We start from the raw sequence: 26913 nt of genomic DNA, 5'->3' as shown, positions 1-26913 counted from the left end.
CGGAACAGGGTTCCGAACCCTTTTTTGTGCGCTGCAAGAAGACGCATGGCGCTATTGGCCAGTGAGTTCAGCGAGGAACGCTTCAAATGATTCGCATACGAACGCCAGATCCTCTTCATCCATCAAGTACAGGTAAATATTCCCGAAGTCAGCTTCCTTGACGGATAAGAGGAAGGAATTGCCACCGTGATCGTACGCAAAGGGGATCATTTGTTTTAGCGACGGAACATCGTCCGTCAAGTCGCGATAGACCGTTTCGATAGGCGCTTGTCCGTATTTGATCGGAGTGAACCCACCCAGCAAGAAATCATTCTCGCTGCTGCTCTCAGACAAATCGCCGCCGTTGTGCTTTAGATAAAATTGCCTAAAGGCTGTCGGTAATTCCACATTGAATTGTTCTTGGAACTCATTCAACTCTTGCACCGAGAGGGCGCGTTCGGATTCTTCGAGGGTCAGCTGCATTTGGATACTCCTTTTGTTCTGCTCTTGAAGCGAGCTGGGTGGGTATAGGCCTTGCCTGTAGCTGCTTTGTACTGAGCGACGCCGCCGTTATGGCTTATGCCATTGTGGGCGTTTTGCTTGATGAGCTGCATCGTGCCTGTGTTGGTCTTGGGATCGTAATCATCCAGGTGGTGCCATACATGACCGGACGGCGTAGTTTTTTGACTCAAGTTGGCCGCCTTGTTTGCGGCCTCGAAGTCTTTCCCGTAGTCCCCGGTGTATTCAATTCTAACGATTGGGTTCACGCCGGGTTTCTTGTTGTAAAGCGCGTCACTTTCAGAATAGTCGAGACCTCCACCGGGTGTCTTCGTGACGCCTGTGTACCCACGGTCTTTCAGTTTTATCAGCGGGTCGACTGCAAGGCCTAGAGGGTCTGCATAGCCGATAGGGTTGGGCGCATAGGCATAAAAATTAAGACCCCCGGCCAAGCCTATTGGGTCGGGCGTAGTGAAGCGACCCACGTCTGGATCGTAAAACCTGAGAACGTTGTAGTGCAGCCCAATTTCTCGATCGAGGTACTGTCCTTGGAACCTCAGGTTTTGCTCTTCGATGAAGTAGGGTTCACGAATTTCCTGAAGGGGGTTACCCCACACCTCAAAGCGAGCTTGCCAGACGCTACGCCCGTCGGCCTCTGTGAGTTGTTCTGGCAGGCCGTTCAGGTCGTTGTGGTAATAACGGACTTTCTGATGCGCGCCGTATCCATCGATCCGCGCAAGGGGGTCGTAGGTGTTATCCGTATAAAGATAAAGGCTGGTCTGGTTGTACCGACTTTCCTGCAACAAGCGCATGCCATCCCAGGTGAAGCGGGTTTCGCCCAGCGGGTAACCATTGTTGTCGTGTTCGGTCTTGGCGATGCGCCGGCCCAGCGGGTCGTAGGCCATTTTCACCACGCTGCCATTGTCGTTGCGCACTTCAATCAAGCGGCTGTTGGCGTCGTAGGCAAAGTGCTGTACGCCGCGTTTGGCGCTGCGCTTCTCGATCATCCGGCCGAAGGCGTCGTAGCGGTAGCGCTTGTCCTGGTAGGTCAGCAGTTTGTTGTGCACCACCAGCCCGGCGCCGGGGGCCGGGCCGTCCAGCAGGTTGGCGGCGGCGTCGTAGGTGAAGGTCTCGCGCTGGCCGTGCAGGCTGTCCTGGCTGGCGATGATGCGGCCGGTGGCGTCGTAGTGCAGTAGCTGGCGCTGTTGCCCGGTGGGTTGCTGGTCGAGTTTGCCGATCAGGTTGTCGGCGGGGTCGTACTCGAAGTGTTTTTGCACCGCCGCCGGCAACAGCGAGGGTTGACTACTGTGACGGCGTTGCCGTGCGCGCAGGCGGCCGCTGCGGTCGTATTCGCTGCGGGTGCTGATCTGCCCTTGGGTGCGCAGCACTTCGCGGTGCAGGCGGTCGCGTTCGAAGTCGCTGATGACCTGGCCGTCGAGGTTGATCTGGTGCAGGTGGCCGCTGCCGTAGTACAGGCGGTTGACCCAGCGGCCATCGGGCAGTTGGGTCTGGATCAGGTTGCCGAGTTCGTCGTAGTGGTGTTGCAGGCTGCCGCCGGCACTGTTCTCGGCGAGCAACTGGCCGAGGGCGTCGTAGACGAAGCTCAGGGTCTGGGCGTTGCCCTGCAGGTCGGTGAAGGTGACGGCGGTGAGTCGGTCCAGCGGGTCGTAGCTGTATTCAGTGCGGCCATCGTCGGTGACTTTGGCGATCAGCCGGCCCACGGCGTCGCGTTCCAAGCGATGGACGATGGGCGCCGGCGGTGTTTCGGGAATGAGCGCCAGGCCCGTGCCGTACGGCGCAGGCATCGCCGTCACCGCTGCGACGTTGTCGAGGCGGTCGTAGTCGTAGCGCTTGGCACTGCCATCCAGGTCTTGTTGTTCGGTCAACCGATCCCCGGCATCCCAAGCAAACCGGTAGCTCTCGCCATTCTCGTTGGTCAGCTCTTGCAGCCGGCCGAAGCTGTCGTAGGCGAACTGCACTTGCCGGCCCTGGGCGTCGGTGCGTTGGCGGACCTGGCCGCGGCGGTTGTGTTGGTAAAGCGTGGTGTGCCCGGCCGGGTCGGTGTAGCCGATGAGGTGGCCGGCGGTGTCGCGCAGGTAGTATTCGGTGCGGCCGTCCGGTAATTGGCTGCTGAGCAAACGTCCCTGGGCGTCGTAGCTCAATTGGGTGCGCTCGCCGAGGGCGTCGGTGATGGTGTGCAGGTAACCGCGGGCGTCGTAGCTCAAGCGCGTCGGGTAACCCGAGCAATCGACGTGTTCCACCAATTGGCCGAACGGGTTCCAGCGCAGCTTTTTGCTCTTGCCGGTGGCGTCGATGATCTCCACGACCTGGCCATGGGCGTCGTAGCGGTAGCGGGTGATGTGGCCCAGAGGGTCGGTTTGCGCCGTGCAGTTGCCGCGTTGGTCGTAGCGGTATTTCCAGCTGTTGCCGGCGGCGTCGGTGTCTACCAGCGGCAGGGCCCAGTGTTCGAGCCATAACGTCGAACTGCTGCGGCCCAGCGGGTCGGTTTCGCTGAGCAGGTTGCCGGCTTCGTCGTAGCTGAATTGGTATTGGCCGCCCTGTGGATCGGTGGCGCCGAGCATCTGGCGCTCATCGTTCCATTCGAACAGCCAGGTCTGGCCGAGGTTGTCAGTGAACTGGGTGATCTGGTGCTGGCTATTCCAGTGCCGGGTGCTGACGCGTTGCAGGCTGTCGCTGATGCGCGTGGTGCCAGCCTTGAGGTCATAGTCGAACTGGTAGGCATCGCCTTCGTCGGTCCAGTGCCGGACCACGCGCCATTCCTGATCGTCGATCAGGGCCCATTCGTAGAAGCAGTGCAGGCCGGTGGGCAACTGGTGCTCGACCATCCGTTGCCCGGCGTCGTAGCGGAAGCGCCGTTGCACCTGGCCGGTGGCGTCGCGCACTTCGGCGAGGGTGTTGGCCGCGTCGTAGACGTAGCTGACCAGCACTTCCCGCGATTGGTCGGGGTAGAGGCGTTCAATGTGGGTGACGCGTTCGCCTTCCCGGATCAGCTCGACTTGCACCCGCTCGAAGGTGTCGCGCAGTCGCACCAGGCGTCCGGCGTCGTCGTAGTCGAGGTGGATGCGGTTGTCGTTGCGGTCGCCCAGTTGGCTCAGGCGCAAGTGTGATGGGTTGGCCGGCGAAGGTTCGAACAAACGGTACAGGCCGTCTGCGCTTTCGATCAGCAATTGCCCGTTCACATGGCGGCGCACGGCCAGGCCTTCGCCGGCGCTGAACACCGCGCCGCCCAAGGGGATGGAACCCATGTCGATGGGCCGGCCCTGTTCGTCGGTGTAGACCAGGGTTTCGCCACCCTCGGGATGAGGCTGGATTTGCACCTGGACTTCGTAGGCGACGCTCCAGCCGGTGCCGAACAGGCTGTTCCGGCGTTCGTCACGGCTGTTGTAGACGCGCTGCCAGTCAATCGGCAGGATGCCGGGCAAGACGAAATCCAGTTCCTCGTCACCGCCCAATACTTTGGCGCCTGTGGCGGCGTGCACCGGGTTCGACGAGCCCATGGCGGCGTTGGCGGCCGCGTTCGCCGCGCTGCTGGCGGCCATGGACACCGCGCCGCCCACCAGCATGCACGGCAGTTTGCTGAAGAACTTGCCCTTGCCGCCCTTGAGCATCAGCAGTGCGGTGACTGCCAGGCCTACGCCGGGGGTCTTGCCGCTGCGAATCTCGCGCACCACCACCGAACCGCCGCCAATGGTCACGTTGGGCGAAATCAGCCCGGACGACACCACCGTCGCATCGCAAGTACTGCGGTCGCCGCTGCGCACGGCGGGCTGGCCGTTGATGGTCACTTTGTCGGAGCCTTCGGCCATGAACTGCGGTGGCATCGGTGGATGCTTGGTGCAGATGACCAGGTCTTCGGGCTTGGGCACGGCACCGGGGGCGGGCGTGGCGACGGTGGGGCGCCACATCTGCGAGAAAAACTCCCCGGCCATGTCCAGGTAGCTGGGCTCTTGTTCAGGCTCCGGCGTTTCAAGCTCGGTGCCGGCCGGGGCAACGTGGGATTCAATCGCCCCGGCGGCGCGGGCAGCGGGAATGTTGTTGGTGAGGGTGTCCTTGGAACCGGTGAGGATGTTGGCCTGCACCGTGGGTGGAAAGAGGGCGTTGCCGATGCCCTCGCATAAATTGCTCAGGCCTTTGTCGGCCCCGGTCTTGCTCATGGCCAGGCCGACGATGGTGCCCACCACCAGGCCCAGGACGAAGCAACCCAGGCCGCCAGTAACGACGGTGATGCCCGTGGCCGCGACCACGGCGGCGGTCGCCAGGGCGGTGATCGCGATGTTCGCCGCCACCTCCAATACGCCGCCCAGGATGTCGGCCATCATTGAGGTGTGGTTCAGTGCATCGCCCAGGCGAGCGGCCCAGAGTGCGTCAGACATGGCGAATAGTCATGCACAAGGCTGAGCGCTTACGTGATGCGATGCCTTCCATTGGCTTTTTTTCCTGGTCGGTTACGGCATGCTCATCAAGGCCATTCTCAGGCGCTTGATCAGTTTTGGGGTCTTGAGGCAGTCGGCCGGGCGTTTGTTGCCCAAGGCGGGCACGGTCTGTTCCAGCCACCATAGGCCTTCCTTGAGCCCCCTTTTGCCGTAGAGCACCACGGCCATGTCGAGCTGGTCGTCCATGGCCTTGGCCAGCGTGCGAGCGTTATCGTCCAGGTAGTCCTCTTCGTACAGCCGCACGAACGTTTGCCAATCGGCGTCGCCGACGTATTCGTCTTCCAGTCCCATTTTAAAAACCTGCAAAGGAAATCAAGTTGCTGCCGGTCGGGTTTCGCGCCGACGGCGCCAGGATCCCATCATATCCATTAGCTTTGGCCCAGGCGCCGATTTGATGGGTCTGGGTGTATTTGTCGCCGGTGATGCTCTTGAGGGAAACACCCAACTGCTTGCGCACATCGGCCCGGGTCAGATCCAGGACATTGTTGAGCTGCACTTTCTTGCTCACCAGCACCCGTGTGGAGAGGTCCACCCCCCAGTGATTGACTTCGCCCATGGCGGTCTTGCGTGAGTTGGCACCATAGACGCCGCCCAGTCCCGGGGCGGTGTAGCGGTGCCGGGAGGCAACGTTCCACTTGTGCGCCGTCCATGTGGTGCTGATGCGCCCGGGCTCTTCAAAGCGATACACCGTCCGGTTGACCTTGCGGCCCTTGGGGGGTGTCGAGCATTTCATCAGCCCTGACGGGTCGATCCAACTCACCGGGTTCGGCGCGTACTGGTAGAGGTTCAGCCCACCCGCCAGGCCGATGGGGTCCGGTGTGGTGAAACGGCCTATGTCCGGGTCGTAGAAGCGCAGGGTGTTGTAGTGCAGCCCGGTTTCGCGGTCCAGGTATTGGCCCTGGAAACGCAGGTTCTGCTCTTCGATGTAATACGGTTCGCGCAACTCTTCGGCCGTGCCGCCCCATACCTGGTGACGGGCACGCCAGAGTGTGTGGCCATCGGCCTCCGAGAGCTGTTCGGGCAGGCCATTGAAGTCGTTGTGGTAATAACGGACCTTTTGCTGCTCGCCCAGGCCGTCGACGCGCGCCAGGGGTTCGTAGCTGTCGTCGGCATAGATATAGAGGCTGGTCTGGTTGTCGCGCTGTTCCTGCAACAGTTGCAGTGCATCCCAGGTGAAACGGGTGCGGCCGAGCAACGTGCCGTGGCGGTCGTATTCGGTTTTCTCGATGCGTCGACCCAGCGGGTCGTAGGTCATTTTCACGACCGAGCCATTGTCGTTGTGAACCTCCACCAGGCGTTGCTCGGCGTCGTAGTGAAAACGCTGGACGCCACGCCGGGCACTGCGTTTTTCCACCATGCGGCCGAAACCGTCATAGCGGTAGCGCTTGTCCTGGTAGGTCAACAGGCGGTTATGCGCGACCCGCCCGGCACCGGCCGAGAGCCCGTCGAGCAGGTTGGCGGCGGGGTCATAGGCAAAGCCTTCACGCTGGCCCTGGAGGTTGTCCTGGCTGGCGAGGATGCGGCCGGTGGCGTCGTAGTGCAGCAACTGGCGATGGGTGGCGTCGGGCTGGCTATCGAAACGTTCCACCAACTGGTCGCTGGCGTCATAGCCAAACAGCGATTGCGCCGCTGGAGGCAGCAATGTGGATTGGTCTTGCTGTCGACGCTGGCGGGCGCGTAGGCGGCCGCTGCGGTCGTATTCGCTGCGAGTGCTCAGGCGCCCCTGGGTACGCAGCACTTCGCGGTGCAGGCGGTCGCGTTCGAAATCGCTGATGACGCGGCCATCAAGGTTGATCTGGTGCAGGTGGCCGCTGCCGTAGTGCAGGCGGTTCAGCCAACGGCCATCGGGAAGCAGCGTCTGGGTCAGGTTGCCCAGTTCGTCGTAGCGATGTTCGAGGCACCCGGACCAACCCTGCTCGGTCACCAGTTGTCCCAATGCGTCGTAATCGAACCCCACGGTTTGCACTTCGCCGGACGGGTGAGTGAAGGTGATGGCGTGGACTTGGTCGAGCGCGTCATAGCTGTACTCGGTACGCCCGTCTTCGGTGACTTTTGCCACCAGCCGTCCCACCGCGTCGCGTTGCAGTTCATGAATGATCGGCGCTTGCGGTGAGCCCTGCAGGTCAGTGCTGCCGGGCACCGCGAGGGCCTCTATGCGGGTGACGTTGTCCAGGGGGTCGTAGGCGTAGCGCTTGAGGCTGCCGTCCAGGCTGTGCTGGGCGCTCAGGCGGTCGGCGGCGTCCCAGGCAAATCGGTAGCACTCGCCATTTTCGTTGGTCAGCGCCAGCAGGCGCCCGTAGTTGTCGTAGCTCAGTTCCACCCGGCGGCCATGGGCGTCGGTGCGCACCTGCAGTTGGCCGCTTGGGGTGTGCTGGAAATGCGTCGTGTGCCCGGCGGGGTCGCTATAGCCGATCAACTGTCCGCTCGCATCGCGCTGGTAGTGCTCAGTGCGCCCGTCCGGCAGTTGTTTGCCAAGCAACCGGCCTTGATCGTCGTAGCTGAACAGCGTCCGCTCCCCCAGCGCATCGGTGCTGCTGAGCAACAGCCCGCGCTCGCAGTAGCTCAAGCGTGTGGTGTAACCAGAGCAGTCGGTGTGTTCGCTGAGTTGACCCAGGGGCGTCCAGCGCAATGTCTTGCTTTTGCCGGTGGCGTCAATGATTTCCACGACTTGGCCGTGGGCGTCGTGGCGGTAGCGGGTGACGTGGCCCAGCGGGTCGGTTTCCCGAATGCGATTGCCCCGTGAGTCATAGCGATATTGCCAGGTGTTTCCCGCGGCATCGGTTTCAGCCAGGGGCAGGGCCCAGTGCTCGAGCCACAGGGTTGATTCGCTGCGCCCCAGCGGGTCGCGGGTTTCGCAGAGGTTGCCCGCCTCGTCATAGCTGAACTGATGTTGCCCGCCGTTGGGGGCGGTCGCCCCCAGTAGCTGGCTTTCGTCGTTCCACTGGAAGGTCCAGGTGCGACCCAGCGCGTCGGTGGCTTCGGTGATCTGATAGCGGGCATCCCAGCGACGGGTGCTGATGCGATTCAAACCGTCGGTGATGCGCGTGGTGCCGGCGGCCAGGTCGTAGTCGAAGGTGTAGGTATCGCCGGCGTCGGTCCAGTGACGAACAACCCGCCACTCCAGGTTTTCAACCAGTGCCCATTCATAGAAACAGCGCAGCCCGGTGGGCAGTTGGTGTTCCACCATTCGCCGCCCGGCATCGTAGGCATAGCGACGCTTCACCTGGCCGTTGGACTGACGGACCTGTTCCAGATTGCCCTGGCCGTCGTAGCCATAGTGCATCAGCACTTCCCGGCGTTGATCGGCATAGAGGCGGTCGATCCGGCTGACCCGTTGCGGCCAGCGCGGGTCATACGCCAGCGCGATGCGAGTCAGGTCGAAGGTGTCTCGCAGTTGCGCCAGGCGTCCGGTGTCGTCGTAGTCCAGGTGGATGCGATTGTCGTTGCGATCACCCAGTTGGTTCAGGCGCAGCAGCGATGCATGGGTGGGCGTGGGTTCGAACAGCCGGTACAACCCGTCTGCGCTCTCGATCAGCAGTTCGCCGTTGACATGGCGCCGTACACTGAGGCCTTCACCAGCACTGAACACGGCGCCGCCCAAGGGAATCGAGCCCATGTCGATGCGTCGGCCCTGTTCATCGGTGTAGACCAGGGTTTCGCCGCCCTCGGGGTGAGGCAGGATTTCGACACGCACCTCATAGGGCACGCTCCAACTCGCCCCGAACAGGCCGTCATGGCGTTCGTCGCGGCTGTTGTAGAAACGCTGCCAGTCGATCGGGAAGATGCCGGGCAGGACGAAGTCCATCTCCTCGACATCGCCCAGTACCTTGGCCCCGGTGGCAGCATGCACGGGGTTCGACGAGCCCATGGCGGCATTGGCGGCGGCGCCCATCGCGCTGCTGACGGCCATCGAGGCCGCGCCGCCGACCAGCATGCACGGCAGGTTACTGAGGAATTTGCCTTTGCCGCCCTTGAGCATCAGCAAGGCCGTGACGGCCAATCCTACGCCTGGTGTCTTGCCGCTGCGGATCTCGCGCACCACCACTGAACCGCCACCAATGGTCACGTCAGGGGAAATCAACCCGGACGACACCACGGTCGCATCGCAGGTGCTGCGGTCGCCACTGCGCACGGCGGGCTGGCCATTGATGGTCACTTTGTCCGAGCCTTCGGCCAGGAACTGCGGCGGCATCGGCGGGTGTTTCATGCAGGTGATCATGTCCAGTGGCTTGGGCACGGCACCGGGCGCGGGCACGGCGACGGTGGGACGCCACATCTGCGAGAAGAAATTTTCGGCCATGTCCAGGTAGCTGGGTTCGGCTTCGGGTGCTTCAAGTTCGGTGCCAGCCGGCGCGACATGGGACTCGATCGCCCCGGCGGCGCGGGCGGCAGGGATGTTGTTGGTCAAGGTGTTGGTGGAGCCGGTGAGGATGTTGGCCTGCACCGTGGGCGGGAAGAGGGCATTGCCGATGCCCTCGCATATATCGCTCAACCCCTTGTCGGCCCCGGTCTTGCTCATGGCCAGGCCCACGACGGCGCCCACCACGGCGCCGAGCAGGAAACAACCCAACCCGCCCGTGGCAACGGTGATGCCCGTCGCGGCCACCACGGCAGCCGTCGCCACGGCGGTGATCGCAATGTTCGCGGCCACTTCCAGGACGCCGCCAAGGATATCGGCCATCATCGAGGTGTGGTTCAGCGCATCGCCCAGCCGGGCGGCCCAGAGTACGTCAGACATGCAAGGCGCTCATCAAACCGGAACGTCGAACACCAGCGAGCTTTTGATCGTCGCCCAATGCGCCGCCTCGGCGTCGCCGAGTTTTTCCGCTTTCACGTAGCTCAAGGCAAGCATCTTGCGGGTGCCAGGCAGTACCAGCGCCAATTGGTACTGGAAGACCTTTTCGTTGCCTTTGTTGAACTGGCTACGCAGCTCGATGGCTTCGACTTCCTGGTTGGCGCCCACGCGCAGGGTGGCGCCCGGTTGGCAGCGCAAGTCCTGGACCTGTTTTTCCAGGCGCTTGAGCTGGTCGTCGAGGTTGCTTTGCAGGGTCTCGCCTTCGGCCAGCAGGCTGCGGCTGACGATCAAGGAGGTGCCCAGTTCAGGGAACTTGAGGATGTTGATCGTCGCGTCCAGCAACTCGCTGGGCGGCAACTGGAGCTGGAATTCATTGAGGCGGTAAGTCATGCGCATAAATCTCGAAGTTAGCCCTTGGGGAACGCGGCGTTGATGTTGGCGTCGATGCTGCCCTTGACGCCCTGGCCATCAGGCGTGGCGCCGGGGCCGCCGCCATTGTTCAGGTGCAGCACGCCGCCGGTGTTGAACTCGGCATCGCCGCTGGCGTAGAAGCTGATCTGCACGCCGGTCAGGTTGATCTGGCCGCTGGCGTTGAGCTCCAGGATGCTTTCACCGCATACCAGGCGCAGGTTCTCGCCCACTTCGATGACGTAGCTCTGGCTGATGCTGTCGGTCTTGCGCTGGCCCACCGAGAGGATGTCCTCCTGCTTGACGATGCGCAGGCGGTTGTTGCCGATGGTCACCGTTTCGTTGTGGCCGATGCTCTTGTTGCGGTCATGGCCCACCGAATGGCTTTCGTCCACCTCGACCACGATGTCCTGGTTGCGCTCGGCATGGATGTACAGCTGCTCGGCGCCTTTCTTGTCTTCCATGCGGATTTCGTTGAAGTTCGCCGGCGTGCCGCCCTTGCTCGAACGGCTTTTCATGCCGCTCTGGGTCGCGTTCTCAGGCAGGTCGTAGGGCACGGTCTGCTCGGCGTTATAGACGCGACCGGTGATGATCGGCCGGTCCGGGTCGCCCTCGAGGAAGCTCACGATGACTTCCTGGCCGATGCGCGGGATCTGCATCGAGCCCCAGTTTTTTCCAGCCCAGGATTGCGACACACGAATCCAGCACGAGCTGTTTTCGTTGGACTGGTCGTGACGGTCCCAATAGAAATGCACCTTCACCCGGCCAAACTGGTCGGTCCAGATTTCCTCGCCCTTGGGGCCCACGACCAACGCGGTCTGCGGGCCCTTGACGATGGGGCGGTGGGTAGTCGCCAGCGGACGATAACTCTGCTGGGCATCGATGCAGGTCAGGCTGCTTTCGAACTGCGCGGTCGGCGCGCCGCCACCGGTCTCGCCACTTTCCTGGGAAAGGTAGTAGCGGGCGCCGACGATCAGGTATTCGCGGTTCTGGTCCTGGCGGCTGAAGCCGGTGAGGCTGAACAGATGCCCCGAGCCCAGGCCTCGGGCGTTACCCGCCAGCTCGACCTGTTCGTGCAGGGTCTGCAAGGCTTCGATGCGGGTGCGGGCATAGTGTTCGCCGTCGGCGCTTTGCACGTAGGTGCCGGGGTAGTCGTACAGCGGATAGTCGCCAGCCGTGTGTGGGCGCGGCATGGCCGAGCGCACATCGATGCGCGCGCTGGGGCGCTGGAAGTCGTAGTCGTTGAGTTCCAGCGAACCCGGCTGGACCTCCTGGGCCAGGTGCCAGTCGTGGATGTGGTCGCGCTCGCGCTGCTGCTCGTTCTTCGGGTAGTACGGCACCGAGCCGTAACCGGGGGCCGTGGTGTGGGCGCCGTAGGCATCGGCCAGCACCAGCACATGACGGCCCTGCTCATGGCGGAAGAAGTAGTAGATCCCTTCCTGTTCCATCAGCCGGCTGACGAAATCGAAGCTGGTCTCGCGATACTGCACGCAGTATTCCCACTCGCGATACGTCTGGCTCAAGGTGTCTTCGAAATCGGAAAAGCCCAGGTCGCGGAACACCTGCTTGATGATCTGCGGGATGGTCAGGTTCTGGAAAATCCGGCAATCGGAGGTGCGGGTCAGCAACCACAGCCACGGTCGCAGCGTGGCTTGGTAACTGGCGAACTGGCCCTGGTCTACGTTCTGGCTGCAACGGGCGACGATGCCATGGAAGTAGCGCTCGCCACCGCCATCGAGCTGCAGGCTCACGCACATGGGCTTGCCGAGTAGCTGGTTGAGGTCGATGGCGTTGTCCAGCGAGTGCAGCTGCAACTCGTAGTTGAACAGCCTTCCCAGCTCTTCGCCGCCGCCCATGTCCTTGAGCAACAACACCTCGGGGCCCAGGGGGCTGGTGATCTTGGCCAGGCGTGAGGCTTGGTTGAATAACATCGGTTATCTCGTCGTTGTAATGGCTGCGCCGCTGATTGGAACAACTGTGGGAGCGAGCTTGCTCGCGATGGCGGTGTGTCAGTCAACACGGATGTTGGATGTGACTGCGCTATCGCGAGCAAGCTCGCTCCCACGGGGTCTTGCAGTGTTCCTTACCGTCAGGCCGCGTCGCTGAAATCGTACTGCAATTCGTTGTCCACGGCGCTGATCCGCACCCCGGCCAAGGCCTTGCCTTCGAGCATGCGGGTCAGGAACTCGCGGCTCATGTCCGGCAACAGGCTGTTGGTCAGGATGGTGTCGATCATGCGCCCGCCGCTTTCGGTCTCGGTGCAGCGCGAGACGATCAGGTCGATCACTGCGTCGTCGTAGTCGAAGGCGACTTTGTGGGTGCTCTCCACCCGTTTCTTGATGCGGTTGAGTTGCAGGCGGGTAATGGCCTTGAGCATCTCGTCGCTGAGCGGGTAGTACGGGATCGTCACCAGGCGGCCGAGCAAGGCCGGCGGGAAAATCTCCAGCAGCGGCTGGCGCAGGGCCTTGGCGATTTCTTCCGGCTCGGGCACGTCCTGCGGGTTCTTGCAGACGTCGGCAATCAGCTCGGTGCCGGCGTTGGTGGTCAGCAGGATCAAGGTGTTCTTGAAGTCGATCACCCGGCCTTCGCCGTCCTCCATCACGCCCTTGTCGAACACCTGGAAGAAGATTTCATGCACGTCCGGGTGGGCTTTTTCCACCTCGTCCAGCAGCACCACGCTGTACGGTTTGCGCCGCACGGCTTCGGTCAGCACGCCGCCTTCACCGTAGCCGATGTAGCCCGGTGGCGCGCCCTTGAGGGTCGACACGGTGTGGGCTTCCTGGAACTCGCTCATGTTGATGGTGATGACGTTCTGCTCGCCGCCATACATGGCTTCGGCCAGGGCCAGGGCGGTTTCGGTCTTGCCCACGCCGGAGGTGCCGGCGAGCATGAACACGCCAATCGGCTTGCTGGGGTTGTCGAGGCCGGCGCGGGAGGTCTGGATGCGCTTGGCGATCATCTGCAAGGCATGGTCCTGGCCGATGATGCGTTTTTTCAGGTGCTGGTCGAGGTTGAGCACGGTTTCCAGTTCGTTGCGAGCCATGCGGCCCACCGGGATACCGGTCCAGTCGGCGACCACCGAGGCCACGGCCTGGTAATCCACGGTCGGCAGGATCAGCGGGTTTTCGCCTTGCAGGGCGGTCAGGCGCTGTTGCAGGTCCACCAGTTTCTCGCGCAGGGCGTGGCTTTCGTTGTCGGAAGCTTCGCTGCTGTCCTCGCTGTCCACCACGCCAACGCGTTCGCGCAGGGTGGCACGGGTGGCGAGCAGTTCATCCACCAGGGTTTTCTCTTCGGCCCAGCGGTTTTCCAGCTCGGCCAGGCGCTCGCGTTCGGCGCTCAACAGGGTTTCGCTCTGGGTCTGGCGTGTGCCGATGACCACGCCGATCGCGTGTTCACGGGCAATGATTTGCAGCTCGGTTTCCAGTGCTTCGATGCGCCGACGGCTGTCGTCCACTTCGGCCGGCACGGCGTGCAGGCTGATGGCGACGCGGGCGCAAGCGGTGTCCAGCAGGCTCACGGATTTGTCCGGCAACTGGCGCGCGGGGATGTAGCGGTGGGACAGCTTGACCGAGGCTTCGAGGGCTTCGTCGAGGATCTGTACCTGATGGTGTTTTTCCATGGTCGAGGCCACGCCGCGCATCATCAGCAGGGCCTTGTCTTCCGACGGCTCGGCCACTTGCACCACTTGGAAACGCCGGGTCAGGGCCGGGTCTTTTTCGATGTGCTTCTTGTACTCGGCCCAGGTCGTGGCGGCCACGGTGCGCAAGGTGCCGCGGGCCAACGCCGGTTTGAGCAGGTTGGCCGCGTCGCCCGTGCCGGCGGCGCCACCGGCACCCACCAGGGTGTGGGCTTCGTCGATGAACAGGATGATCGGCTTGGGCGAGGCCTGGACGTCTTCGATGACCTGGCGCAGGCGCTGTTCGAATTCGCCTTTCATGCTCGCGCCGGCCTGCAGCAGGCCAACGTCGAGGCTGCGCAATTCCACGTCCTTGAGCGACGGCGGCACGTCGCCGGCGACGATGCGCAGGGCGAAGCCTTCGACCACGGCGGTCTTGCCCACGCCGGCTTCACCGGTGAGGATCGGGTTGTTCTGCCGGCGGCGCATGAGGATGTCCACCAGTTGGCGGATCTCTTCGTCACGGCCGACGATGGGGTCGAGCTTGCCGCTGCGGGCCTGCTCGGTGAGGTCGACGGTAAAGCGCTTGAGGGCTTCCTGCTTGCCCATGGCGCTGGGGGCCATGGCACCGCTGGCTTCGCCCGGCACGGCGCCGGCATTGAAGCCGTCGCTGGCGGTCAGGGCGTTTTCCGGCGAGTCGCCGACGTATTCGTCAAAGCGCTCGCTCAGGGCCTCGACCTTGACCTTGTCGAACTCCGACGACAGGCCCAGCAGCGCGTGGCGCAGGCTTGGCGTCTTGAGGATGCCCAGCACCAGGTAACCGGTGCGCACCTGGCTTTCGCCGAACATCAGGCTGCCGTAGACCCAGCCGCGTTCCACGGCTTCTTCGACGTGGGAGGACAGGTCGGTGATGGACGTCGAACCCCGTGGCAGGCGGTCCAGGGCGTCGGTCAGGTCGCGGGCCAGGCGTGCCGGCTCGATGTTGAACTGGCGGATGATGCGATGCAGGTCCGAGTCCTGCAGTTGCAGCAACTGGTGAAACCAGTGGGCCAGTTCCACATAAGGGTTACCGCGCAACTTGCAGAACACGGTGGCGGCTTCGATGGCTTTGTAGGCCACGCTGTTGAGTTTGCCGAACAACGCGGCGCGACTGATTTCACCCATGCTCATGGCTCCTTGAGGTCTGTGAGGTGTTGGCCTGCTCGGCGTAATGCCGGGCCAGTATTAAATCGTTGGCATCTGTTTCGGGGCGGCCCAGCCAGGTGTTGAAACCCAGGCGGAAACGGCCATTGAGTTGCAATGCCGGGACTTCGGGCTGCTCCAGGACCAGGTTCAGGTCCCAGTCCAGCTCGTGGCCCAGGTATTCGGCGACCCAGGCCACCAGCTCGTTGAACGGTTGGCTGCCGGGTAGCATGCCCATGTAGTCGACGAGCTTGAGTGGCCCCAGGCGAATGCGGAATTTGTGCTGGCGATCCCACACGTAGCGGCCCAGGCAGAAGTCCACGCCCAATTGGTGGGCGCTGACCCCGACGCGGCTGCGTTCGGGCAGTTCCAGCCATTGGCCGACGTATTCCTCGATCTCCACCGGCAGGCCGAAATACTCGCCAAGGATCGCCTTCAAACCGTCCGGGTAGCGGGTTTGTGCCGACAGGTGGCCGCTGTAGTGCAACTTCGCCGTGTCGGGGATCAGCCCCTGCTTGAGCAGGCTCGGCATGCCCCGGCCGCTGAGTGCCGCCAGGCGCGCCGACCAATAATCGTCGTCCGGGCGGTCATGGCTGACTGTCGGCCGCGCTTCGGCCCAGGCCCGGTAGAACAGGCTGAGCAGGCGATGGTGAAACACATCGAGGAAGCGCTTGCTGGTGCTGTCGGCGTTGTTGCGCTGGCGTTCGCGCACGTACTCGGTGATATGCAACGGCATCGGGCCGTTGGGGCCGCCGAGGCCGAAGAAAAATTGCTCCAGGCGCGCCGGCGTACCGTCGCCGCCCGGTTGCACCGAGGCGAGGGTGGCCGGGGCGAAGGTGCAGTCGGCCTGTTGCCCGAGGCGCAACGGGTCATCGGCCAGGCGCAGGGAATGGCCCAGGCGCGGCAGCTCGGGGGATTCGCACTCGATGCGCCGCAACGCCTGGAAGAAGTCGTATTCCCAGGGCTCCTGGTGCATCGCCTCCAGGGTACTCACAGGGTCGGACGACGTCCGGGCTTGGCTTTCCATCGCATGATCTCGCCGCGTTCGGTGGTACGGATCACCGTCTCGGTAAAACTGTTGATCGACACGTAGCGTGCCAGGAAGCGCTCGAACACCGCACCGAGCAGGAATACCCCGGTGCCGCGAAACGCGTTTTCATCGAATTCCAGGGTGATCTCCAGGCCCCGACCGAACACGATCGGACCGGGCATCGGCAGACGCCGGGTGCAGGCCTTGCTGCTGACGTCCCGCAGGCCTTCGATCTGCAATTGCAGCGCCGCGTCGTTGCTGTCGCCGTACAGGCGCAGCAGTTCGCGCAGGGCGGCGGCGCCTTGGCCTTGTTCGCTCAACGACAAGTAGTTCAGCGACAACTGGCTGATCAGTCGCCAGGCCTTGGCGTCGTGGGCATGGCTGGCCCGGGGGCGACTGGGGCCTGCCACACAGCGCACCGCGCCTACCGGCGCACTGTCGGCCAGGGTGAAATCGGTTTTGCCGTTGCCCACGCTCATGAACAGTGGCAGGTCGCGGTTGGTGCACAGCGCGGTCACGCCCAATTGGCGCAGGTCATGGCGGTAGGGCGCCTGCTGGCTGTCCACCAGGCTGACGAAGGTTTCGCTGCCAATGTAGGTCGAGCGCGGGCCGTTGCGCCGTTGGTCGCTGGACAGCACGCGCGGTTCGCGGCGTACGGTGTAGTAGGCCTGGTCGCGGCCATAACGGGATGGATCGCGCACGGCGTAGAACGGCAGGAACGGCTGTTCCGGCCCGGTGCCGTGGCCGGTGAGACCGCTCAACGAATGCACTTCGAAATCCATCGGCCGGGTGCGGTCGGCGATCACGTGGTGTTCGTTGACCCGCTCCGACAAGTGGATGCGGTCCAGGCGCTTGGGAAACAGATTGATGGCCGGGGTGCAGAACGGCAGGAACTGCGAAGCGCCGACGCTGCCCTCCAGGCTCGGATCGTGACGGTCGAACAGCACGATCAGCTCCAGCTCCTGGCCGTCGCAGCGCTTGACCGCGCGGCTCAACTGGGTGAAATCGACAAACAGGAAGCGGTGGGGCAGGGCGAAGTATTCCTGCAACAGGCGATAGCCCTGGAAGGCCCGCGACACCACCGGTAGTGCGGCGTCGGCATCGTCGAAGCCGCGCGAGCGCAACGCATCCTGGGGCAGCCGTTCGACCCAGTCGCCGCCGGGCTTGCGGGCGAACACCGCGCAGGCATTGCCCAGCAATTGTTCGTAGAGGCGGAAGGGCTGTTCGTCGGCGCCGCTCAAGTACAGTGGCAGGTTGTCCAGGGCCAGGCTGTTGAACGGCAGTTCGGCACCGGTGCGCAGGGTCAGGCGCAGGCCGGCCTTGGCTTTCGGTTCACTGGCGGCCAGGCGCCCGAGCACGGCGGACGGGTTGCCGAAGTATTCGGCCTGGCTGACCTGCAACGGCCACAACGTCACCGCGTGGGCGGTACGGTACTCGCAGCAGGTCTGGGTTTCGCGACCCAGGGCCGCGCGCAGGACGCTGTCGCGAGGCAGCGGGAAACCACTGCTCAGCGAGCCTTCGTCCGGGTCGGCCTGCATCTGCACCACGGTCATCGACGGCGTGGGCGCCAGGTAATGGGGGTAGGCGATTTCCAGCAGGTTGTGGGTGAAGGTCGGGTACTCGGCGTCGAGCTTGAGCTGCACCCGCGCCGTCAGGTAGGCGAAGCCTTCCAGCAGACGCTCCACGTACGGGTCGGCGCAGTCCATGCCGGACAACGTCAGCCGGCTGGCGATCTTGGGGTATTCCTTGGCGAACTCCGCCGCGCTTTCGCGCACATGGTGAAGTTCCTGGTTGTACAGGTCCAGCAAACGCGGGTTCATGAACGTCTCCGCTGGTCGGCATTGACCACCCGCACGTGGCCGGTTTCCAGGTCCAGGTCGGTTTGCAGCATCAGGCGCAGGGGCACCGGCTGTGCCCAGAGGTCGCCCTCGATTTCGAAACTCAAGGCGTTGTGGTTCATCTCGGCCGTCGCCCGGGCCCGCACCCGCAGAGTGTGGCGCAGGATGCGCGGTTCGAAGGTGGCAATGGCCTGGTGGATCAAGGTTTCCAGGGCCGAGACATCGACGTTCGACGCGCTGTTGCCGGCCAGTGCCGGCAGGCCGAAATTCACCACCGAGGTGCCCGCCGGGGTGTGCAGCGTGGCATCGGCGTCGAGCAATGACGTGGTGTTGAGCAGCCACGCCAGGTCACGCAGCACCGAGGCTTTCAATTGGGTCAGGGACAGCACGCGTTTGTCGGCGCTTTCCTTGGGGTTGGTCGGATCGTCGTCGGTCAACCGGTCCAATAGGGAGGGCTGGAGGCGATCGCGGGTGGCGATTTCGGTTACCAAGTGAAAAGGCCTGTGTAATTCTTCTGGTCACCTGTGCCGCGCATGCAACTGGCATTGCGAGCGATGACCGAAGGTTCGAGCTGCCCATTGATCTGGCGTATGGCGCGGTACTCGGAGCGACATGCCTGGCTGTCATGAGGGTCAGCCGCCACATGGACAACGATGACGATGGGCACCTTGCCGAAGGTCTCGACATGGGGGTTGCCTTGTCGATCGACCGTGAACTGGCAGGGCCACGCCAAGTCGAGCGGCATCAGGGTGTGGTCGGGCTTGCGCAGCACGCAGCGCGCCTGGTCGTTCTCCAGCATCAGCGTTTGCCCGCCCAACGAGACAACCTGCTCCGCCGTCGTGGAGGGCGTTGCCGATGGGGATTGCTGCTGGGCACAGGCGGTCAGGCTGGTTAACAGGCAGCCCACCCATATCGCGCAGTGAGCCTTGATCATAGAAGCTCCCAGAACCAGATCGCTCGGGATCGATAGGCCGGATCGTCATACCCGAGGGTCAGGCCACGGTTCCAGAGGTCGATATGGTCGCCGGTGCGACCGTCCGGAGACTCTCCCAATTGCTGGAAGCAATCCTTGAAGAAAATCAGGCCGGTCTTGTCTTGCAGCTTGCGTCGGTCCGCGGCAGTTCCGCCGAGGATCAACGGGCGGCCCAGGTGATGTTTCCACAACCAATTCGCCAGCGATTCGGCCCCCCTGGCGTGCTCATGTGCACACTTGGGTTCGGTGTAGGTGGACTTGTTGACCTTGATGGTCAACTCGGTATTGAGTGTGATGCTCATGCGAATCGCGCACTGGTTGGCCCACGGACCATCACAGGGTTTCGCGTCGGGGTAGGTCACCAGCAGATCGGAATAGGCTTTCCACAGATTGATAAACGAAGGCTTGGCCATGACTCACACCGCGCGGTAAAGAATTGGATTCGAGCAAGCACCAAACACCCCCGGCGCGTGGCACCGGGAGTATTTTCGATTACACCTTGACGTTCTGACGGATGTTCCAGCCGAACTTGACCGGGCCGCCTTCCTTGGTGCCGTCGGCTTTCTGTGGCTGGTAGTCCACCAGCACCTTGGCGAAGTTCAGGGTGACGTTTTCGGTCAGGCGATCATCGCCGCCCGAGCCGCCAGTGCTCAGGGAAGTAACCAGCACTTCTTCCAGGTTGATGATCATGTACTCGACCTGGCTTTCACCGCCGGCCTTGCGCACGGTCAGCTTGACCTTGTCGATGTGCTTGCCGCTGGCGCAGTGCATCATCAGGTTCGGCGAAGCCTTGTCGACGTACTTGGTCAGGGACAGGTCCTGGACGTTGACCTTGCCGGCACCACCGCCGCTGCCCACGTGCATGTTGCCGGACTGGGACATGCCCCAGCTCCAGTTCAGGACGTCGATCTCGTCCTTGTGGGCCTTGTCCATGGACTCGCCCTTGATGTCGCCGATCTTGATGAAAATATCAACAGCCATGTTTTCTCCCTGTGTGGTTTCTAACCACATTGTTTGGTTGACGCTGACCTTGCGAAATTACGGGTGCTGAACGGGGTGGAAGACGATCTCCAGCCTGCCGGAGATCCCCTGTGGGAGCGAGCTTGCTCGCGATGGCTGCGTCACATCCGACATCAATGCAAGCTGATCCACCGCTATCGCGAGCAAGCTCGCTCCCACAGGGTTCCCGGCCACCCGTTTCAGTAAATCCTTACGCGCCCTTGGCCGACGGCAGTTTCGATACCAGGCGCAGCGACACGGTCAGCCCTTCGAGCTGGTAGTGCGGGCGCAGGTAGAACTTGGAGTTGTAGTACCCCGGGTTGCCTTCGACTTCTTCGACGATCACCTCGGCGGCAGCCAGTGGATGCTGGGCCTTGGTGGTCTCGGTGGAGTGCGCCGGGTCGCCGTCGACGTAGTTGAGGATCCAGTCCTGCAACCAGCGCTGCATCTCGTCCTTCTCTTTGAAGGAGCCGATCTTGTCGCGCACGATGCACTTGAGGTAGTGGGCGAAACGGCAGGTGGCGAACAGGTACGGCAGGCGCGCCGCCAGGTTGGCGTTGGCGGTGGCGTCCGGGTCGTCGTATTCGGCCGGTTTCTGCAGCGACTGGGCGCCGATGAACGCGGCGAAGTCGGTGTTTTTCTTGTGCAGCAGCGGCATGAAACCGTTCTTCGCCAGTTCCGCTTCACGGCGGTCCGAGATGGCGATTTCGGTCGGGCACTTCATGTCCACACCACCGTCGTCGGTCGGGAAGGTGTGGGCTGGCAGGTTTTCCACTTCGCCGCCGGACTCCACGCCACGGATGCGCGAGCACCAGCCGAAGTGTTTGAACGAACGGTTGATGTTCACGGCCATCGCATAGGCTGCGTTGGCCCAGGTGTACTTGGAGCTGTCGGCACCGTCGGTGTTTTCTTCGAAGGCGAAGGCTTCCACCGGGTCGGTCTTGGCACCGTACGGCAGGCGTGCCAGGAAACGCGGCATGGTCAGGCCGATGTAGCGCGAGTCTTCCGATTCACGCAGCGAGCGCCAGCCGGCGTATTCCGGGGTGGTGAAGATCTTGGTCAGGTCGCGCGGGTTCGACAGTTCCTGCCACGAGCCCATGCCCATCACGGTCGGCGATGCCGCAGCGATGAACGGGGAGTGCATGGCCGCGCAGACTTTCGACAGTTCGCCCAGCAGCTCGACATCCGGTGGCGATTGGTCGAAGTAGTAGTCGCCCACCAGGCAGCCGTAAGGCTCGCCGCCGAACTGGCCGTATTCTTCTTCGTACATCTTCTTGAAGATCGGGCTCTGGTCCCACGCGGTGCCCTTGAATTTCTTCAGGGTCTTGTGCAGGTCGGTCTTGGAGATGTTGAGCACGCGGATCTTGAGCTGCTCATCGGTCTCGGTGTTGTTGACCAGGTAGTGCAGGCCACGCCAGGCGCTTTCCAGTTGCTGGAAGTCGGGGTGGTGGATGACCTGGTTGACCTGGGCGGTGAGCTTGGCGTCGATGGCGGCGATGATCGATTCGATCGACTTGATGGCGTCGTTGGACACCAGGTCGGTCTGCGCCAGGGCCTGTTCAGCCAGGGTGCGCACGGCCGTTTCAACGGCTTCGCGGGCACGCTCGGTCTTGGGTTTGAATTCTTGCAGCAGCAGGGACGCGAACTCGCTGGTTTCTTCGGTTGCGCCCAGGTTCTGAACGCCTTCGCGGGCTGTATTGTCAGTCATGATCATTGGTCCTGTGCTGGCTTCGGCGCGTTCGCCAGGGCCTGCAACAGCGCTGGGTCCTTGATCGCCTTCATGATGATTTCTTCGGCGCCGGTCTTGCCGTCCATGTAGGTCAACAGGTTGGCCAACTGGGTGCGCGCTTCGAGCAGCTTGTTCAGCGAGTCGACCTTGCGGGCCACGGCCGCCGGGCTGAAGTCGTCCATGCTTTCGAACGTCAGGTCCAGGCTCAGGTTGCCTTCGCCGGTCAGTTCGTTAGGCACATGGAACGCCACGCGCGGCTGCATGGCCTTGAGGCGCGAGTCGAAATTGTCGACGTCGATCTCGAGGAACTTGCGGTCGGCCACCGGTGCCAGAGGCTCGGCGGGCTTGCCGGCGAGGTCGGCCATGACGCCCATGACGAAGGGCAACTGGACCTTTTTCTCGGCGCCGTAGAGCTCGACGTCGTACTCGATCTGCACTCGAGGCGCGCGGTTGCGCGCGATGAATTTCTGAGAACTTTGCTTCGCCACGTTGCTGCTCCTGGTCGCTTGAGCGACGGTGTTGGCGTCATCGGGGGTGCCGGTGACGTGACTGCGTGATCCGCTCGCTTTTTATTCGCTGTCTGGGCCGCGCAGGTTTTCAAATTGGCTCATGCCGTCGGGAATCAGGTTGCGCACAATGGCCGCGAAGTCGGCATGCACCAGATTCTTGGCCCGGTTCAACAGCACCGGCAGCGGGCTGGAGGGCTCATGACGGGTGTAGTAAGCGAGAATCCGATCCAGGCTGCGCAGCACGTCGTCGCGGTTGTTGATTTCACCACTGACGGTGCTTGTGCCGGCGTTGCGCGGTGCGCTTGGGGCGCTGGCCTGTTCGGTCGGCGCGGTGCTGTCGTCGCTGGCGGAGTCGGCCGGGGCGCTGTTGCCACTCTGCGGGGCGAACTGGCCGAGAATCTGCAGGGCCATCTTCAACGGTTGCTTCAACGGGCCGAGGTCCACGCCTTGGGCGGAACCGACCTGGTCGCTGACCTGTTGCTCGATGGCTTCGGCGGCGCTGCGGGCTTCGAGCAGGGCGGCGCGGGTGATTTCCAACTGCTCGGGATCGCTGTCGAGCAGGGCCCCGGCGAGCTGTTCGGCGCCGAGGTTTTCATCCGGGAAACTTTGCAGGCCACTGGCATTGGCGGCGGCGCGCAGGCTGACGGCACCGAAGGTTCGCGAACGGGTCAGGATGCTTTCGCGCAGCAGGCGGAGGGTGACGTCGGACGTCAGGCCGGCGAGGGCATTGATACGCACGGTGGGGTCGTTGTCGTCATCGGCGTCCAGGCGCGGATGCAGTTCGGCCCAGTATTGCTTGAGCAGCTCGCTGATCAGCGTCAGCACGCGGGCCATGCCCGGCAAGCCTTCGAGGGCCAGGGCGCTTTGCATCAGGAAATGGGTGATGCGCAGGTCTTTACTGCGCTGCAGCAAGTCCAGGCTCTGTTGCTGGATGCTGCGCCATTCAGGGGGTTCGGCAGGCAGGGTCGAATCGCCCATGCTGCGCTCGGGTTGGCCCCGCGAGTCGCGTTCCAGGCGCAGGAAATCCGCGTCATATTCCAGGTCTTCACCACATGGCGAAGTCGCGGAAACGGCGGCGAGCAACAAAGGCACATCCACTTCGATCGATCTCCCTATCACCCGCTTGAAGAAGTCGGGCAGTTCACACGCAAGTTTCGGATGAAACTTCACATGTTCCTTGGCGGTAATGGCCCGTTAGATCTGGAGTGATCTTAAAGTGCCATCACTTATATTCAAGAAGTTGTGCATTTTTGGTGTAGTACTTATCGCTTGTCAAGGTAAGCTATTTCGCCTGTGTATCCCCCATGTAACAGTTGTGATGCGCTTAACAGCCTGCCCGACTCATCGGTCGAAGCGGCGACTGACGTGGGGTTTTTGTCACGCAAGCCGGTTATGATGCTGGCAAAAAGCCGTTTCCACGGTGGTTGGCAAGGTTGCCGGCGGGTCGGTCAGGGCCTGAACCCTCACTCCCGCCCGCGCGCGAAGTATTCAGCAAGGAGGCAAGATGCCGCTGTGTTTGACTATCACTAGTTATCACAAAATTACTCCAGGCCAGTGTTCTGAAAAGTCCATGGACCAGGGGGTGATGGCAATTGGCCGTAGTTCCGATAATGACTGGGTATTACCGGACCCTGAGCGTTTGGTTTCCGGTAAACATTGCGTTATCCAATACAAAGACGGGCGTTATTACCTGACCGATAACAGCACCAATGGTGTGGAATTGGTCAAGGCCGGGGTACGCCTGCGCAAGGGTAACAGCGAGCCCCTGCAAGACGGCGAAGTGATCCGCATCGGTGATTATGAAATCCAGGCGCGCGTGGATTTCAGCCTGCCGGTCACCGACAGCAACCCCTTCGCCGAGTCGCCCAGCAGTTTCGAGGCCTTGATGGGGCAACAGAGCGCCCCCGTGTATACGCCGTCGCCGATTCCTGGGCCGTCACCGGTCCAGGTGCCTGCGCATTTGCAGGGTGTCTCGGCCATGGATACCTTGCCGGACCTGTTCGATTTCTTGACCCCTAGCAGTGTCCCGCCGGCCACCCAGCCCGACCATGTCCCAGCCGAGCAACACGATTTCCGCCCGCCAACGCCGATTCCGCGGCCGAGCCCGCCGCCAGTGGTCGAACCGGTGATACCGCCGTCCGCCTCGGTGATCCCGGACGACTGGGATCCGTTCAGCGACAAGCCTGCCCCGCTGCCCGTGACACCGCCGCCGCTACCGCCGACGGTTGAACCGGTCGCGACGCCTGTTGTGCCGCCGCTCGCCGACATCTTTGCTGATATCGGTGCTCCGCCGCCGGCCCCCGTGCCTGAAGCGCCGGTGACCCGCGTCGAACCCCCGGTCGCACCTCCCGTTGCTCCCGTTGCTCCAGCCGCCCCGGTCGAGGCCGCCCAACCCGACTTGCTGCAAGCCTTTCTGCGCGGTGCCGGGCTGGACCAGTTGCGCCTGGACAAGGCCAACGCCGAAGCGCAGATGGAAAGCATCGGGCGCAGTTATCGGTTGATGGTCGAAGGCCTGATCGATGTCTTGCGCGCCCGCAGCAGCCTCAAGGGGGAGTTCCGCATCCAGCAGACGATGATCCAGCCGGTGGAAAACAACCCGCTGAAGTTCGCCCCCAATGTCGATGAAGCCCTGTTGCTGCTGTTGCGTCACGGCAACCAGGCGTTCATGGCCCCGGATGCGGCAGTGCGCGACAGTTTCGATGACGTGCGGGCCCACCAACTGGCGGTCATGGCCGGCGTGGAAGCGGCCATCAAGCATTTGCTGGGGCGCTTCGAACCGGCACAACTGGAAGAGCGCATGGCCAGGCCGGGTGGACTGTCGGGTATTTTCAGCGGCTCGCGCCAGGCCCAGTACTGGCAGCAGTTCACCGAGCTCTACAGCAACATTTCCCGGGAAGCCCAGGAGGATTTCCAGGACCTGTTCGGTCGCGAGTTCAGTCGCGCCTACGAAGAACACAGTACGCGACAGCGACGCCGTTGAGCGGCGCTGCCCTATAACAAGATTGATACCACAACGGATAGCTTAAACGTCATTGAGGACGCAGGATGATTCCCAGGTTTTTACTCGCAGTCGCCACCGCGCTTCTGTTGACGGCGTGCGCCAAGGATGCGGGCAACTCCCAGGCCGAAGAGGCTGAGGCCGACACCGCCGCCATCGAGCTGCATTTCCATGCCATTGCCGGCCTCAACCCCGGCGCCACCGGCCAGCCGGCCCCGGTCCGGGTGCGTATTTTCGAACTGAAAAATGCCGCGACCTTTGGCCGTTCCGATTACTTCGCCCTGGCCGAACGGGCCCAGGCCACCCTGGGCGCCGACCTGATCGACCAGGACGAGGTGCTGATCCAGCCCGGCCAGCAACTGAGCCTGCAACGCGACCTCGATCCGGCCACGCGGCACATCGGAATACTGGTGGGCTATCGCGAACTGGACCAGTCGCTGTGGCGCACGGTGATGAATGTCCCGGCGCGCGAATACACCGAATACCAGATCAGCCTCGATGTGCGCGCCGTGCGCAGCGCCGTCGTCGTCCCCCCATCCAGCCCTGCCCAATAAGCAATCGGAGCCCCCATGTCCTGGAACAATCGCGTGGTCTGGTCGGAAGGCATGTTCATTGGAACGCAGCACTTCCAACAGCATGACCGTTACCTGGAAAACCTCATCGACGCACGCAGCCGCCCGTTGTCGGCCGGCGCCTGGGGGTTTTCCGAACTGCTGATCGACCAGGGCCTGCTGGCCCAGGGCAAGCTGGCGATCCTCTCGGCGCGGGGCCTGTTGCCGGACGGTACGCCGTTCAATATTCCCCAGGATGACCTGGCGCCAACCCCGCTGAATGTCGACGACAACCTGCGCGATGGCCTGGTGTACCTGGCCCTGCCGCTCAAGCGTGCCGGTGCCCGTGACACCGTGGACGAAGGCGAAGACCTCGGCGCCGCGCGGTATGTGAGCCAAGTGTGCGAAGTGCGCGACGACAACGCACCGTTCGAAAACCGCGCGCCGGTGGCCCTCGGTTCCCGGGCCCTGCGGTTGTTGACCGAACAGGATGGCATCGGTGACTACGCCGCCATCGGCGTGGTGCGCATCAAGGAAAAACGCGCCGACCGTGCGTTGGTGCTCGACGACGCCTACATCCCGCCGCTGCTGGATGTCATCGCCTCCAAGCCGCTGGCGGCGTTCCGCAGTGAACTGCTGGGCCTGCTGCACCAACGCGGCGAAGCCCTGGCCGGGCGGGTGGTGGCGTCCGGTGCCGGTGGCGCCTCGGAAATTGCCGATTTCATGCTGCTGCAACTGGTCAACCGCGCCCAGCCGCTGATCCAGCACCTGAGCCAGTTGAGCCCGCTGCACCCCGAGCGTTTCTACAGCGAACTGGTGAGCCTGGCCGGGGAGTTCTCCACGTTCACCGCGTCCGGGCGCCGACCGCAGCAATACCCGCCTTACCAACACGATGACCTGGCGCTCAGCTACGCACCCGTGATGCAGGCCCTGCGCGAAGCCCTGTCGATGCTGATCGACAGCAAGGCGACGCCGATTCCGATTGTCGAGAAAGCCTACGGCATCCACGTGGCGATGCTGGCCGACAAGACCCTGCTCGACAGCGCCAGTTTCATCCTGGTGGTGCGTGCCGATGTGCCGGCCGAAACCCTGCGCAGCCGTTTCGGCCAGCAGAGCAAGGTCGGTTCGGTGGAGCACATCCGCGACCTGGTCAACCTGCAACTGCCGGGCATCGGCCTGTTGCCGTTGCCGGTGGCGCCACGGCAACTGCCGTACCACGCCGGTTCCACCTACTACGAACTCGACCGGGGCAGCGACCACTGGCAGCAGTTGAGCAACTCCGGCGGTTTTGCGTTCCACATCGCCGGCCAGTTCCCAGGGCTGAACCTGGCTTTCTGGGCGATCCGAGGATAAA

General features: G+C 63.0%; 19 protein-coding genes. 3 read left to right on the top strand and 16 right to left on the bottom strand.

What is annotated here, in order from left to right; genetic code table 11:
- Nucleotides 1–51: 51 nt before the first annotated feature.
- The 16 genes from ACMTA2_RS00370 to tssA all read right to left on the bottom strand — a co-directional run bounded on the left by ACMTA2_RS00370 (nt 52) and on the right by tssA (nt 23108).
- Nucleotides 52–462, bottom strand: coding sequence for an SMI1/KNR4 family protein (locus ACMTA2_RS00370; RefSeq protein WP_413793245.1), 411 nt, complete (start codon nt 460–462; stop codon nt 52–54).
- Complete coding sequence (locus tag ACMTA2_RS00365; protein WP_413793244.1) at nt 453–4871, bottom strand: RHS repeat-associated core domain-containing protein; 4419 nt, start codon at nt 4869–4871, stop codon at nt 453–455. Before ACMTA2_RS00365 ends, ACMTA2_RS00370 begins: the two co-directional genes overlap by 10 nt.
- Nucleotides 4872–4943: 72 nt before the next feature.
- A complete protein-coding gene (locus ACMTA2_RS00360; RefSeq protein WP_413793243.1) occupies nt 4944–5222 on the bottom strand; it encodes a hypothetical protein in 279 nt (92 codons plus the stop codon).
- Nucleotide 5223: 1 nt separating this feature from the next.
- Nucleotides 5224–9669: an RHS repeat-associated core domain-containing protein gene (locus ACMTA2_RS00355; protein ID WP_413793242.1), complete on the bottom strand. Its 4446-nt coding sequence runs from the start codon at nt 9667–9669 to the stop codon at nt 5224–5226.
- Between the two features lie 12 nt (nt 9670–9681).
- Complete coding sequence (locus tag ACMTA2_RS00350) at nt 9682–10116, bottom strand: DcrB-related protein (protein WP_413793241.1); 435 nt, start codon at nt 10114–10116, stop codon at nt 9682–9684.
- A gap of 17 nt (nt 10117–10133) precedes the next feature.
- Nucleotides 10134–12065 (bottom strand): type VI secretion system Vgr family protein, encoded by a 1932-nt coding sequence (locus ACMTA2_RS00345; RefSeq protein ID WP_413793240.1) that lies wholly within the window; start codon nt 12063–12065, stop codon nt 10134–10136.
- 158 nt (nt 12066–12223) lie between these two features.
- Nucleotides 12224–14914 (bottom strand): type VI secretion system ATPase TssH, encoded by a 2691-nt coding sequence (gene tssH, locus ACMTA2_RS00340; protein ID WP_413793239.1) that lies wholly within the window; start codon nt 14912–14914, stop codon nt 12224–12226.
- The gene (gene tssG, locus ACMTA2_RS00335; protein WP_413793238.1) at nt 14907–15959 is read right to left on the bottom strand and encodes a type VI secretion system baseplate subunit TssG; all 1053 of its coding nucleotides are present in this window, start codon (nt 15957–15959) and stop codon (nt 14907–14909) included. The genes tssH and tssG overlap by 8 nt, the downstream gene beginning before the upstream one ends.
- A complete protein-coding gene (tssF, locus tag ACMTA2_RS00330; protein ID WP_413793237.1) occupies nt 15923–17782 on the bottom strand; it encodes a type VI secretion system baseplate subunit TssF in 1860 nt (619 codons plus the stop codon). Before tssF ends, tssG begins: the two co-directional genes overlap by 37 nt.
- The gene (gene tssE, locus ACMTA2_RS00325; RefSeq protein ID WP_058542707.1) at nt 17779–18291 is read right to left on the bottom strand and encodes a type VI secretion system baseplate subunit TssE; all 513 of its coding nucleotides are present in this window, start codon (nt 18289–18291) and stop codon (nt 17779–17781) included. The genes tssF and tssE overlap by 4 nt, the downstream gene beginning before the upstream one ends.
- Nucleotides 18285–18734: a hypothetical protein gene (locus ACMTA2_RS00320; protein ID WP_413793236.1), complete on the bottom strand. Its 450-nt coding sequence runs from the start codon at nt 18732–18734 to the stop codon at nt 18285–18287. The genes tssE and ACMTA2_RS00320 overlap by 7 nt, the downstream gene beginning before the upstream one ends.
- Nucleotides 18731–19186, bottom strand: a complete 456-nt coding sequence (locus ACMTA2_RS00315) for a T6SS effector amidase Tae4 family protein (protein WP_413793235.1) — start codon at nt 19184–19186, stop codon at nt 18731–18733. The genes ACMTA2_RS00320 and ACMTA2_RS00315 overlap by 4 nt, the downstream gene beginning before the upstream one ends.
- Nucleotides 19187–19265: 79 nt before the next feature.
- Nucleotides 19266–19754, bottom strand: a complete 489-nt coding sequence (locus ACMTA2_RS00310) for an Hcp family type VI secretion system effector (RefSeq protein WP_003206927.1) — start codon at nt 19752–19754, stop codon at nt 19266–19268.
- Between the two features lie 229 nt (nt 19755–19983).
- Entirely contained in the window at nt 19984–21480 is a 1497-nt protein-coding gene (tssC, locus tag ACMTA2_RS00305) for a type VI secretion system contractile sheath large subunit (protein WP_063323773.1), read from the bottom strand.
- Nucleotides 21481–21482: 2 nt separating this feature from the next.
- Entirely contained in the window at nt 21483–21989 is a 507-nt protein-coding gene (tssB, locus tag ACMTA2_RS00300; RefSeq protein WP_413793234.1) for a type VI secretion system contractile sheath small subunit, read from the bottom strand.
- Nucleotides 21990–22070: 81 nt separating this feature from the next.
- On the bottom strand, nt 22071–23108 hold the full coding sequence (tssA, locus tag ACMTA2_RS00295) for a type VI secretion system protein TssA (RefSeq protein ID WP_413793233.1): 1038 nt from the start codon (nt 23106–23108) through the stop codon (nt 22071–22073).
- Nucleotides 23109–23514: 406 nt separating this feature from the next.
- Here tssA and tagH point away from each other — a divergent pair, with 406 nt between their 5' ends.
- From tagH to tssK, 3 genes are all read left to right on the top strand, one after another.
- On the top strand, nt 23515–24990 hold the full coding sequence (tagH, locus tag ACMTA2_RS00290) for a type VI secretion system-associated FHA domain protein TagH (RefSeq protein ID WP_413793232.1): 1476 nt from the start codon (nt 23515–23517) through the stop codon (nt 24988–24990).
- Between the two features lie 65 nt (nt 24991–25055).
- The gene (tssJ, locus tag ACMTA2_RS00285; protein ID WP_413793231.1) at nt 25056–25562 is read left to right on the top strand and encodes a type VI secretion system lipoprotein TssJ; all 507 of its coding nucleotides are present in this window, start codon (nt 25056–25058) and stop codon (nt 25560–25562) included.
- A 15-nt stretch (nt 25563–25577) separates the two neighbouring features.
- Nucleotides 25578–26912 carry a type VI secretion system baseplate subunit TssK gene (gene tssK / locus ACMTA2_RS00280; RefSeq protein ID WP_413793230.1) on the top strand — a complete coding sequence of 445 codons (1335 nt, stop codon included), beginning with the start codon at nt 25578–25580 and terminating at the stop codon, nt 26910–26912.
- Nucleotide 26913: the final 1 nt, after the last annotated feature.

Source organism: Pseudomonas medicaginis (assembly GCF_965119365.1).
Taxonomy (GTDB): domain Bacteria; phylum Pseudomonadota; class Gammaproteobacteria; order Pseudomonadales; family Pseudomonadaceae; genus Aquipseudomonas.
Note: the sequence above shows the minus strand (reverse complement) of the source record. Positions and strands in the feature narration are given on the sequence as shown.

Excerpts from the sequence above, each read along its gene's own strand:
- ACMTA2_RS00350 (WP_413793241.1), bottom strand. The coding sequence starts at position 10,116 with ATGACTTACCGCCTCAATGAATTCCAGCTCCAGTTGCCGCCCAGCGAG.
- ACMTA2_RS00360 (WP_413793243.1), bottom strand. The coding sequence starts at position 5,222 with ATGGGACTGGAAGACGAATACGTCGGCGACGCCGATTGGCAAACGTTC.
- tssH (WP_413793239.1), bottom strand. The coding sequence starts at position 14,914 with ATGGGTGAAATCAGTCGCGCCGCGTTGTTCGGCAAACTCAACAGCGTG.
- ACMTA2_RS00315 (WP_413793235.1), bottom strand. The coding sequence starts at position 19,186 with ATGGCCAAGCCTTCGTTTATCAATCTGTGGAAAGCCTATTCCGATCTG.
- tssF (WP_413793237.1), bottom strand. The coding sequence starts at position 17,782 with ATGAACCCGCGTTTGCTGGACCTGTACAACCAGGAACTTCACCATGTG.
- ACMTA2_RS00370 (WP_413793245.1), bottom strand. The coding sequence starts at position 462 with ATGCAGCTGACCCTCGAAGAATCCGAACGCGCCCTCTCGGTGCAAGAG.
- tssJ (WP_413793231.1), top strand. The coding sequence starts at position 25,056 with ATGATTCCCAGGTTTTTACTCGCAGTCGCCACCGCGCTTCTGTTGACG.
- ACMTA2_RS00365 (WP_413793244.1), bottom strand. The coding sequence starts at position 4,871 with ATGTCTGACGCACTCTGGGCCGCTCGCCTGGGCGATGCACTGAACCAC.
- tssG (WP_413793238.1), bottom strand. The coding sequence starts at position 15,959 with ATGGAAAGCCAAGCCCGGACGTCGTCCGACCCTGTGAGTACCCTGGAG.
- tagH (WP_413793232.1), top strand. The coding sequence starts at position 23,515 with ATGCCGCTGTGTTTGACTATCACTAGTTATCACAAAATTACTCCAGGC.
- tssC (WP_063323773.1), bottom strand. The coding sequence starts at position 21,480 with ATGACTGACAATACAGCCCGCGAAGGCGTTCAGAACCTGGGCGCAACC.
- ACMTA2_RS00310 (WP_003206927.1), bottom strand. The coding sequence starts at position 19,754 with ATGGCTGTTGATATTTTCATCAAGATCGGCGACATCAAGGGCGAGTCC.
- tssK (WP_413793230.1), top strand. The coding sequence starts at position 25,578 with ATGTCCTGGAACAATCGCGTGGTCTGGTCGGAAGGCATGTTCATTGGA.
- ACMTA2_RS00345 (WP_413793240.1), bottom strand. The coding sequence starts at position 12,065 with ATGTTATTCAACCAAGCCTCACGCCTGGCCAAGATCACCAGCCCCCTG.
- ACMTA2_RS00355 (WP_413793242.1), bottom strand. The coding sequence starts at position 9,669 with ATGTCTGACGTACTCTGGGCCGCCCGGCTGGGCGATGCGCTGAACCAC.
- ACMTA2_RS00320 (WP_413793236.1), bottom strand. The coding sequence starts at position 18,734 with ATGATCAAGGCTCACTGCGCGATATGGGTGGGCTGCCTGTTAACCAGC.